Genomic DNA, 9,841 nt, shown 5'->3' with positions numbered 1-9,841 from the left:
AGCTGGGGCCGGGCAGGGCGGAGCCGTGCGGGCCGGGCTGCCGACGTGCGCAGGGCCTCGGTCGCGACGCGGACGCGGACGCGGCGAGGGTGTGCGGGCGCGGCGCGGGCACAGGCACGGGCACTCCCGCTTGGTGGGTGCCGGTGAGCCGTCGAGCCGGAGTGCGGAACGCGCCGGCCCCAGCTCGCTCGAAGCCGTCCTTTTCCACCGGCGAGCTCTCACGCACCGCTGAGGAGGCGCTGGTCGCGTCACCCTGTCGGCATGCAGCAGACCGCGAACCACGTCAGGAATGCCGGCGGCGTCCTCCACAAGCGGGATCTCGTCGTTCTAGGAGCCACCGACCGGATGCTCACCGCAGCCGTGCGCTTCGGGCACGTGCATCGGGCCCGTCGAGGCTGGTACACGACCTTCCCGCCGGGTGACGCGAGGTACGAGGCCGTGCGCATCGGGGGCAGGTTGACCGGGGCGTCGCTCTCGGCCCTGCTCGGAGCGTGGATGTGGACGGCCGCTCCCACCCTCAGCGTCGTGGTGCCCCCTGGGGCGTCACGACTCCGGCCACGGCGTGGCGCGGCGGTCCGGTGGCGTGCCGACGGGCGGGTGCCCCCTCGACCGTCAGCCGGAACGGCGTCCCGTCACCCGGACGAGGACGAACACGCGGTGGACGACGCACACCGGGCGGCCTGGGCCGTACCCCTTCGAACCGCTCTGGTGGACGCCGTCGTGGCCGCACCTCTCGACGAGGCTGTCGCCCTGCTGGACTGGGCGCTGTCCAGCGGTCACTTCTCGGTCGTCGGACTGCACGAGGCCTTCGCAGGGGCACCGGCCGACGTGAGGGGCATCGTCGACTGGGCCGACGCCCGGAGCGAGAGCTTCCTCGAGAGCGTCATGCGGGTGACCTTCGCCGGTCTGGGACACCGGGTCGAGTCGCAGACCCGGGTCGGCCCGGGGGATCGTCGTCGCATCGACGTCGTCGTCGACGGTGTCGTCGCCCTCGAACTCGACGGCCGCAGCTGGCACGGCGACACGTTCGACGCAGATCGTTTGAAGGACCTGGCCATCACGATCCAGGGTCGGACCGCCCTTCGAGCCAGTTACGAGATGGTGCGCGACCATCGACCGCTCGTCGTCGAGGCGGTCCACGCGGTGCTGGAAGATGCCCGAGGACCTCGACGCCGTCTCGTCGTGCCCCGCGGACGTGCCCGCCGTCCTGGTGTCCGGCGCACACGGGGGCGACGCCCGTGGCATCTGGTTCGGCCGGCACGAGGACGCATGTCGCCCCCGGGTCCGCCCGGACCGGTGACGGCTTCGACATCGGAAGCGTCGTGATCTCATCGGACGGTCTCGAGAACGGGACGATGCCGGCGGACGGGACGCGCTCGTCGGGCGGGGGAGCAGCTCGACGCGGTGGCGGGCCGCTACCCGAGCGCACGCAGGCCCGCGAAGCAGTTGCCGTGGCCACACTGTCTGCGATCGCGATCACGGTCGCGGCCGCCACGCCTCACGCCGATCCGCTGGCGGGCGCGAACGCGGGGGCGGCGACGCTCGTCGGGTTCCTCGGAGTCGCGGCCGTGACACCAGCCCTGGTCCGGATCGACCTGGCCGAACGTCGACTGCCGAACGTCCTCGTCGGAGTGGCCGCGGGTGCGTGGGGTGTGTCGACAGCTCTGCGCGTCGCCGGGGGTGACCCCGCCCAGGCCGTGACGAGCCTGGCCCTCGCCCTGGCCGCCGCCGTGCTCGGTCTGCTGGCTGCCGTCGCCGGCGGCCTGGGCATGGGCGACGTCAAGCTCGGGGCCGTCCTGACCGGTCTCCTGTCGACGGGTGACCTGACGGCTCTGCTGCAGTTCTGGGGTCTCGCCGGAACGCTGGCGATCGGGGTAGCCGGGCTTCGGGCGTTCGGCACGAGGTCGCGCCGGTCACGGTCGCATCCGGCGGCAGACTCGGTACGGCCAGGTCGGGGCGTCCCTTTCGGGCCGTGCCTTCTCGCGGCGTTCTGGTGTGTCGTGGTCGGGCGTTCGGCCGGCGTCGGCATCGAGGCCGTCGTGACGATGCTGTGACGTCCCGGCTGCGGGTCGACTGCGGCCACACGACGAGGAAGAACCTGAGATGAGGCCGCGACGCCGAGGAGGCGCGTGTCCGTCGCTGACGGACGCGCGCCTCCTCGACGTGCTTGAGGGCACGACGCCCCGGCCGAGGACGCTCGACGGTCTGCTGCCACGGCCGCGACCGTGGCTAGAGCGACGCGGCACGCGCACATCGCACCGCGCGGTCGGGACTCGGCGTGGGGCCGGCCTCAGCCCGGCAGGGCTCTGCACGGGTCGGGCTCAGCACCGGCGGGGCCCGGCAAGACTCGGCGCCGGGCGGGGCTCAGCCCGGGTGGGTCATGCTGAGCACGTCGAGGGCGGTGTCGAGCTGCTGCTCGGTGACCTCGCCCCGCTCGACGAAGCCGAGGTCGACGACGGCCTCGCGGACGGTGAGCTTCTGGGCGACCGCGTGCTTGGCCACCTTCGCCGCCGCCTCGTAGCCGATGACCCGGTTGAGCGGGGTCACGATCGAGGGAGACGACTCGGCGAGGGCGCGGGCGTGCTCGACGTTGGCCTCGAGTCCGTCGACGGTCTTGTCGGCCAGGGCGCGGGTGGCGTTCGAGAGCAGGCGGATCGACTCGAGCAGCGCCGTGCCCATCACGGGGATCGCCACGTTGAGTTCGAATGCTCCGGACGCACCGGCCCAGGCGATCGTCGCGTCGTTGCCGATCACGCGTGCCGAGACCATGAGCACGGCCTCGGGGATGACCGGGTTGACCTTGCCGGGCATGATGGACGAGCCGGGCTGCAGATCGGGGATGTGCAGCTCGCCGAGGCCTGCGTTGGGCCCCGAGCCCATCCACCGGATGTCGTTGTTGATCTTCGTGAGGCTCACGGCCAGCACACGCAAGGCTCCGGAGGCCTCGACGAGCGCGTCGCGCGCGCCCTGCGCCTCGAAGTGGTCGAGCGCTTCGGTGACGGGCAGTCCGCTGTCGTCCGCGAGGGCGGCGATGACGCGTTGCGGGAAGCCCTGGGGCGTGTTGATGCCGGTCCCCGTGGCCGTTCCGCCCAGGGGGACCTCGGCCACGCGGGGAAGAGCGCTCTGCACCCTCTCGATCGCGAGACGGATCTGCCGTGCGTAGCCGCCGAACTCTTGACCGAGCGTGACCGGCGTGGCGTCCATGAGGTGGGTGCGGCCTGCCTTCACCACGTCGGACCAGGCCGAGGCCTTCGTCTCGAGGGCGATCGCCAGGTGGTCGAGGGCGGGGACCAGGTCGTGCAGCAGCGCACCCGTGACGGCGACGTGGACGGAGGTGGGGAAGACGTCGTTCGACGACTGCGACGCGTTGACGTGGTCGTTGGGGTGGACGGCGACACCGTCGACCGTTCCGGCGAGGGTGGCGAGCACCTCGTTCATGTTCATGTTCGACGAGGTGCCGCTGCCCGTCTGGTAGACGTCGACCGGGAACTGGTCGTGGTGGCTGCCGCCGATGATCTGGTCGGCGGCCGAGACGATCGCGTCGGCGACGGGCCGGTCGATGATGCCCATCTCGCCGTTCACCAGGGCGGCCGCCCGCTTGATGCGTGCCAGCGCCACGATCTGCGCGGGCTCGAGACCGGCCCCGCTGATGGGGAAGTTCTCGACGGCACGCTGCGTCTGGGCGCGGTAGAGCGCCGATGCAGGAACGCGCACCTCGCCCATCGTGTCGTGCTCGATGCGGTACTCGGTCTCGGATGTGGTCACGACGTCGTGGTCCTTTCCTCGGGCCCTGCCGGGCTGCTGCGCCCGTCGAGGGCGCGGGGCGTCGGAGCGTTCGCCCCGACTCGGTTCAGAGTCGGCCGACGACGACCGAAGGGTCGACCCGCCCGTTGGCGAGGTCGTAGTTCGCGCCGACCACGGCCAACCTACCGTCCGCGCCGGCGGACGCGATGAGGGCGGACCGGTCGACGAGCGTGCGGACGGGCGCCTCGATGTGCAACTGGCCGACCGTGCGGGGGTCGAGGTCGGCACCGTTCTCGAGGTCGAGCTGCGCACGCTCGACCGACGGCATGATCATGTCGATCAGCCCACCCAGGAACTCCGACCCGGGGGCGGCGTCGGAACCGATCGAGTCGATGGCCGAGGCGACGGCGCCGCAGCTGTCGTGGCCGAGGACCACGATGAGGGGGACGTGGAGCACCGAGACGGCGAATTCGAGCGAGGCGATGACGGTGTCGCCGACCACCTGGCCGGCGTTGCGTACGACGAAGAGGTCACCGAGACCGACGTCGAAGATGATCTCGGCGGCGAGTCGCGAGTCGGCACAGCCGAAGAGGGCGGCCACCGGTTCTTGTCCGGCGGCGAGGGACGATCGGCGGTCGCTGTCCTGGTGAGGGTGGTGCGGCGCCCCGTCGACGAAGCGGTGGTTGCCCTCGACCATGCGGCTCCACGCGGTACCGGGGGCCGAATCCTCGGTGGGGCCCGTCGCCGGCTCGTACGTCGAGGCGGAACCGGAGAGGGAGCCGGAGGCGGAAGGGATCGGGGCTGCCGCGGCAGGGGCGTCGGCGGCGGGGTCGTGTCGGGTCACGTCATTCGCTTTCTTGGCTGGAGATCTGTTCGGCCAGGGAGGTGCCCAGGACGTCGAACTCGGAGTCGTCGGCCGTGCCGTACAGCACGTACGAGCTGCGGTCGACCGTCGTGGTCAGGGCGTAGGCGTAGTTGCCCGGGTCGTCGGCGTCACGCCGGTCGTAGACGTCCCAGGTGAGGCCGCCGATCGACCGGGTCGACGTCGCCGCGGCGTTCTGCACCTGCAGGCTGACCCAGGTCGGGTTGGCGTCGATGCCCTGTTCGAGGCCGATGAACTGCTGCTCGGGGGTGATGAGCCCGACGTACCAGGTCGGCACGTCGTCTCGGGTGGACGATCGGACCTCGGCCGCGTTCGAGGACCACCCGTCGGGCAGCGGAGGCGCGGCGAGGGGAGCGTCGACGCTCGCTTGCGCCTGCGCGGCGACCTGGACGTAGTCGATCGCCTGACGGTTCACCGTGCCGCTCGGGCGGACCACGACGAGCACGAGGAAGAGCACGATGCCGAGAGAGGCGACGATCGACAGGGTGAGGTTGATCGCCGTCTGGTTCGCGTAGGGCTTGCGCGTGTTCTCGGCCTGGCGCGCCGCGGTCTCGTCCGGGGTCTCGGGCCGGCCGAGCTCGGCGACGACGCGGGGCTCACGAGGACGTCGCGGGCTCCGGCGGCCACCGTCGGAGGGGGAGGTCATTCGGCGGACACCTGGCGTCGGGCCGCCTCGAGGCGCTCTCGCGCCCCCATCAACCATTCTTCGCGGCGCCGGGCGAGTGCCTCGCCGCGTTCCCAGAGGGCCAGCGAGCGGTCGAGGGTCGGGGCGCCCTGCTCGAGTTCGTTCACGACCGACACGAGCTCGTCGCGGGCCTGCTCGTAGCTGAGCGAGGAGACGTCGGGCGGGGTGCTGGTCGGGGTGGTGTCCACGTGACGATCCTAACGAGGGGTGGTGGCGGAGGACGCGGCAGACGCCTCACGCGAGGGGTCGTCGGTCGCGGCGGAGCCTGGGGAGGAGGCGCCGGTGCTGACGGCGCCCACCGCGCCTCCACCGGTGGTCACGAGGAGGCGCGTCTCGGCGGGGGCCTCGTCGGGAGACCGCAGCACGCTGCCCGACGGCAGCTGCACGATGGCGTAACCGCGGCGCAGCGTGCCCTGTGGCGACAGGGCGCGCAGCTGCGCCGTGAGCTCGGAGACCCGGGTGTGCGCCCTCTCGACGGCCCGCCCGACGAGTTCTTCACCCCGGGCCACCGCCCGGACGACCTCATCGGCCCGGACGTCGACCAGGGTCTGGGGTGATGCGAGCACCGGCCGGCTGCGGATCTGTTCGAGCCGATCGATCTCGGTCGCGACCAGGGAGGTCAGGCGGACGCCGATGCGGGTGCGCGCCTGTTGCACGCGCGACAGCTCTTCGGTGACGTCGGGAACGACCCGTTTGGCGGCGTCGGTCGGGGTGGACGCGCGCAGGTCGGCGACGTCGTCGAGCAGTGGCCGGTCGGCCTCGTGCCCGATCGCACTGACGACCGGTGTGGTGCAGGCCGAGACGGCGCGGACGAGACCCTCGTCGCTGAATCCGAGGAGGTTCTGGAAGTCGCCTCCGCCTCGGGCGACGATGATGACGTCGACCTCGTCGTCGGCGTCGAGACGTCGGATCGCGGCCGTGACCTCGCCGACCATGCGGTCGCCCTGCACCGCCGCGTGCACCACGCGGAACGAGACCGAGGGCCATCGCAGCTGGGCGTTGCGCAGGACGTCTTTCTCGGCGTCGCTGTCCTTGCCGGTGACGAGGCCGATGCACCCGGGCAGGAACGGCAGGGCCCGCTTGCGCTCGGGGGAGAAGAGCCCCTCGGCCGTGAGTTGGCGGCGGAGGCGTTCGAGTCGCTCGAGGAGGTCGCCGAGCCCGACGTGGCGCATGTCGAACACCTGCATCGTGAGGCTGCCGCCCTTGACCCAGTAGTTCGGCTTGACGGCGGCGATGACGCGGTCGCCCTGCTTGAGGTCGGCGGGGACACGCGACTTCACGCTGGACCAGATGGAGAACGAGACGGTGGCGTCCTGTTCGAGGTCGCGGAGCTTGCCGTAGACGTTGCCCCCCGAGACGTTCCACTGGGTGATCTCGCCCTCGACCCAGGCCGTACCGAGGCGATCGATCCAGTCGCGCACCTTGCTCGCGAGGAGCCCGACGGGCCACGGGGACTCGGCGGTGGGGGGAGGGGGAACGATCGTCATGGAGCTCCGTTCGAGGGGTGGTCGACACCGGCAGGACGAGCGACGGCCCGGGGCCGTCGACGGTTCGCGCGGCCGCTCCCAGTACGCGACCAGTCCGGCACACCTAGACTCGTCGGGTGAGCCACATCTCCAACGGCGCCCTCGCCATCGACCTGCCGACACCGCGTGTTCCTGCGGTGCGGAACAGGCTAAAGGATACCCCTGTCAACGGACGCAAGCGGGTGCTGCTCGCAGCGCCCCGCGGGTACTGCGCCGGCGTCGACCGCGCGGTGATCGCCGTCGAGAAGGCGCTCGAGCACTACGGGGCGCCCGTCTACGTCCGCAAGCAGATCGTCCACAACGTGCACGTGGTCGCGACCCTCGAGAGCCAGGGAGCGATCTTCGTCGACGAGGTCGACGAGGTCCCCCAGGGGTCGCACATCGTCTTCAGCGCGCACGGCGTCTCGCCGGCCGTCGTGAAGGGTGCGGCCGACCGCGAGCTGCAGGCCATCGACGCGACCTGCCCCTTGGTCACGAAGGTGCATCGCGAGGCCGTGCGCTTCGGGAGCCAGGGCCGTCACATCATCCTGATCGGCCACGCCGGGCACGAGGAGGTCGAGGGCACGATGGGGCACGCGCCCGACCGCACCACGCTCGTCCAGAACCCCGGCGAGGTCGACGACCTCGTCGTCGCCGACCCCGAGAACCTCGTCTGGCTGTCGCAGACGACCCTCAGCGTCGACGAGACGATGGAGACCGTCCGCCGTCTGCGCGAGCGCTTCCCGAGCATCCAGAACCCCCCGAGCGACGACATCTGCTACGCCACGCAGAACCGCCAGGTCGCGATCAAGAAGGTCGCCCAGGGCGCCGATCTCGTCATCGTCGTCGGTTCGGCGAACAGCTCGAACAGTGTCCGTCTCGTCGAGGTCGCCCTCGAGCACGGGGCCAAGGCCGCCTACCGCGTCGACTACACGAACGAGATCAAGCAGGAGTGGCTCGACGGCGTCGAGACGGTCGGGGTCACCTCCGGCGCGTCGGTGCCCGAGGTCCTCGTCGACGAGGTGCTGGCCGACCTGTCCGACGCCGGTTACGTCGACGTCGAAGAGGTCGTCACCGCCGAGGAAGACCTGATGTTCTCGCTGCCGAAAGAACTGCGCAAGGACGCGACGGGCCAGGTCGACGCGCGCGGTCTGGGCGGCCGCACCCGATGACCGACGACCGCCCGAAACCGCGCTACGGCGAGTACGCGCCCGAGGGGTGGGTCAATCCCGTCACGGCCGAGGCCGACAGTGCCGAGGAGGCGCGGGTCGCCGAGCAGGACGCGCGGCCCACGGCCTCGACCGACGTCCGCCCCGGTGACGAGGCCCGCACCGCACCTCCTGCGCTCACGACCGGGCGTCGCGTCGACCGGGTGGCGACGTTCGCCCTGATCGGCCTGGGTGCCTTCGGCGCGATCCAGGCGATCGCCCGCGTGCCCGGTTACGCGACGACGCAACTCGCCCAGTTCGAGACGTTCGGGCTCGACCTCTCGGGGTTCGGCTCGTCGGCCGCGCTGCAGACCTTCGGTGTCGTCATGGCCGTGCTGGCCGTGGCGCTCTTCGCCGTCTCGACCTGGTGGACCCTCAGGCGACTGCGCGCCGGGCGTCTCGGATTCGTCGTGCCCCTCGTCGCCGGTGTCGTCTTCGGTCTCGTGCAGGGGTTCGGAGCGGCGGCCATCCTGATGGGTGACCCGGCCTTCGCCGAGGCCATGCAGAGCTTCACGAACGACTACTTCTCGGGGTCGAACTGACTCTCGTCCCACGCCCTGACGACGAAGCCCCCGAGCACTCGCTCGGGGGCTTCGTCGTGCGACCAGGAGGCGCGGGTCAGCTCGCCGACTGACCGTACGACCCGAGCTGCTTCGTCGCCTCGACGACGCGGGCGGCCATGGCCGTCTCGGCCACCTTGCCCCAGGCACGGGGGTCGTACTGCTTCTTGTTGCCGACCTCGCCGTCGACCTTGAGGAAGCCGTCGTAGTTCTTCAGCACGGTGTCGGCGATGGAACGGCTGAAGGCGTACTGCGTGTCGGTGTCGAGGTTCATCTTGACGACGCCGTTCGAGACCGCCTCGGCGATCTCGGCGTCGGACGACCCCGAGCCGCCGTGGAAGACGAGTTCGAGGGGCTTGGCCGCCGTGCCGAACCTCTCTTGGATGCCCTGCTGGATCTCGCCGAGCAGTTCGGGACGAAGTTTGACGTTGCCCGGCTTGTAGACGCCGTGCACGTTGCCGAACGTGAGTGCGGCGATGTAGCGGCCGTGCTCGCCGAGGCCGAGCGCCTCGACCACGCGGGTGACGTCGCCCACCGTGGTGTAGAGCGCGTCGTTGGTGCCCTCGTGCTGGACTCCGTCTTCTTCGCCACCGACGACGCCGATCTCGACCTCGAGGATGGCGTTGATCGCCTTGGTGCGCTTCAGCATGTCCTGCGCGATCGAGATGTTCTCGTCGAGGGGGACGGCCGAGCCGTCCCACATGTGCGACTGGAACAGCGGGTTGCGACCGGCACGGACCTCTTCTTCGGAGGCGGCGATCAAGGGCAGCACGAAGCCGTCGAGGGCGTCCTTCGGGCAGTGGTCGGTGTGCAGCGCCACGGTCACGGGGTAGTTCTTCGCGACCTCGGTCGCGAACTTCGCGAACGCGATGGCCCCCGCGGCACGGTTCTTGACGGTGTGGCCGGCGAAGTAGTCTGCGCCGCCGGTGGTGACCTGGATGATGCCGGCGCTGCCCGCCTCGGTGAGGCCCTGCAGGACCGAGTTGATCGTCTGCGACGACGAGACGTTGACGGCGGGGGAGGCGAAGCCCTTGTTCTTCGCCTTGTCGAGCATCTCCGCGTACTGCTCGGGGGGTGCGACGGGCATGGAATCTCCTTCCATCGGTGACCCTGGGCTTGTTCGGGCTGCGTCACCAGCCTACCGACGGGTGCGGTGCCCCGTGCCCTGTGCTGCGGAGCCCCGGGACGACGGGCGGGCGCCTGCTCGGCCCCCGCGGGACCGGGTGCCCTCCGTGCGGCACCCGGCCCCGCGTCGC

The 9,841-nt window shown here is 71.1% G+C and carries 10 protein-coding genes; 3 read left to right on the top strand and 7 right to left on the bottom strand.

The annotated features are described in order from the left end of the window. Positions 1–612: 612 nt before the first annotated feature. Entirely contained in the window at positions 613–1,140 is a 528-nt protein-coding gene (locus AEQ27_RS17095; RefSeq protein WP_152970164.1) for a hypothetical protein, read from the bottom strand. 311 nt (positions 1,141–1,451) lie between these two features. Here AEQ27_RS17095 and AEQ27_RS04465 point away from each other — a divergent pair, with 311 nt between their 5' ends. After that, positions 1,452–2,054, top strand: coding sequence for a prepilin peptidase (locus AEQ27_RS04465; RefSeq protein ID WP_054145570.1), 603 nt, complete (start codon positions 1,452–1,454; stop codon positions 2,052–2,054). Between the two features lie 310 nt (positions 2,055–2,364). Here the strand turns inward: AEQ27_RS04465 and AEQ27_RS04460 are convergent, their stop codons facing one another. The 5 genes from AEQ27_RS04460 to xseA form a co-directional block, all read right to left on the bottom strand. Then, the gene (locus tag AEQ27_RS04460) at positions 2,365–3,765 is read right to left on the bottom strand and encodes a class II fumarate hydratase (protein ID WP_255349751.1); all 1,401 of its coding nucleotides are present in this window, start codon (positions 3,763–3,765) and stop codon (positions 2,365–2,367) included. Between the two features lie 85 nt (positions 3,766–3,850). Beyond that, positions 3,851–4,441, bottom strand: coding sequence for a carbonic anhydrase (locus tag AEQ27_RS04455; RefSeq protein WP_054145577.1), 591 nt, complete (start codon positions 4,439–4,441; stop codon positions 3,851–3,853). A 148-nt stretch (positions 4,442–4,589) separates the two neighbouring features. After that, the gene (locus AEQ27_RS04450; RefSeq protein WP_054145569.1) at positions 4,590–5,273 is read right to left on the bottom strand and encodes a DUF4245 domain-containing protein; all 684 of its coding nucleotides are present in this window, start codon (positions 5,271–5,273) and stop codon (positions 4,590–4,592) included. Continuing rightward, entirely contained in the window at positions 5,270–5,500 is a 231-nt protein-coding gene (locus AEQ27_RS04445; RefSeq protein WP_054145568.1) for an exodeoxyribonuclease VII small subunit, read from the bottom strand. The genes AEQ27_RS04450 and AEQ27_RS04445 overlap by 4 nt, the downstream gene beginning before the upstream one ends. Before the next feature lie 9 nt (positions 5,501–5,509). Further along, on the bottom strand, positions 5,510–6,799 hold the full coding sequence (xseA, locus tag AEQ27_RS04440; RefSeq protein WP_054145567.1) for an exodeoxyribonuclease VII large subunit: 1,290 nt from the start codon (positions 6,797–6,799) through the stop codon (positions 5,510–5,512). Positions 6,800–6,915: 116 nt separating this feature from the next. Here xseA and AEQ27_RS04435 point away from each other — a divergent pair, with 116 nt between their 5' ends. Together AEQ27_RS04435 and AEQ27_RS04430 are read left to right on the top strand one after the other, a co-directional pair. Next, entirely contained in the window at positions 6,916–7,989 is a 1,074-nt protein-coding gene (locus tag AEQ27_RS04435; RefSeq protein WP_082383244.1) for a 4-hydroxy-3-methylbut-2-enyl diphosphate reductase, read from the top strand. Further along, a complete protein-coding gene (locus AEQ27_RS04430) occupies positions 7,986–8,567 on the top strand; it encodes a DUF6264 family protein (RefSeq protein ID WP_054145566.1) in 582 nt (193 codons plus the stop codon). The genes AEQ27_RS04435 and AEQ27_RS04430 overlap by 4 nt, the downstream gene beginning before the upstream one ends. Before the next feature lie 76 nt (positions 8,568–8,643). Here the strand turns inward: AEQ27_RS04430 and fbaA are convergent, their stop codons facing one another. Next, positions 8,644–9,672, bottom strand: a complete 1,029-nt coding sequence (gene fbaA / locus AEQ27_RS04425; RefSeq protein ID WP_054145565.1) for a class II fructose-bisphosphate aldolase — start codon at positions 9,670–9,672, stop codon at positions 8,644–8,646. Positions 9,673–9,841 lie beyond the last annotated feature (169 nt).

It is taken from the genome of Frigoribacterium sp. RIT-PI-h (genome assembly GCF_001297205.1).
In the GTDB taxonomy this organism is placed as follows: Bacteria; Actinomycetota; Actinomycetes; order Actinomycetales; family Microbacteriaceae; genus Frigoribacterium.
Note: the sequence above shows the minus strand (reverse complement) of the source record. Positions and strands in the feature narration are given on the sequence as shown.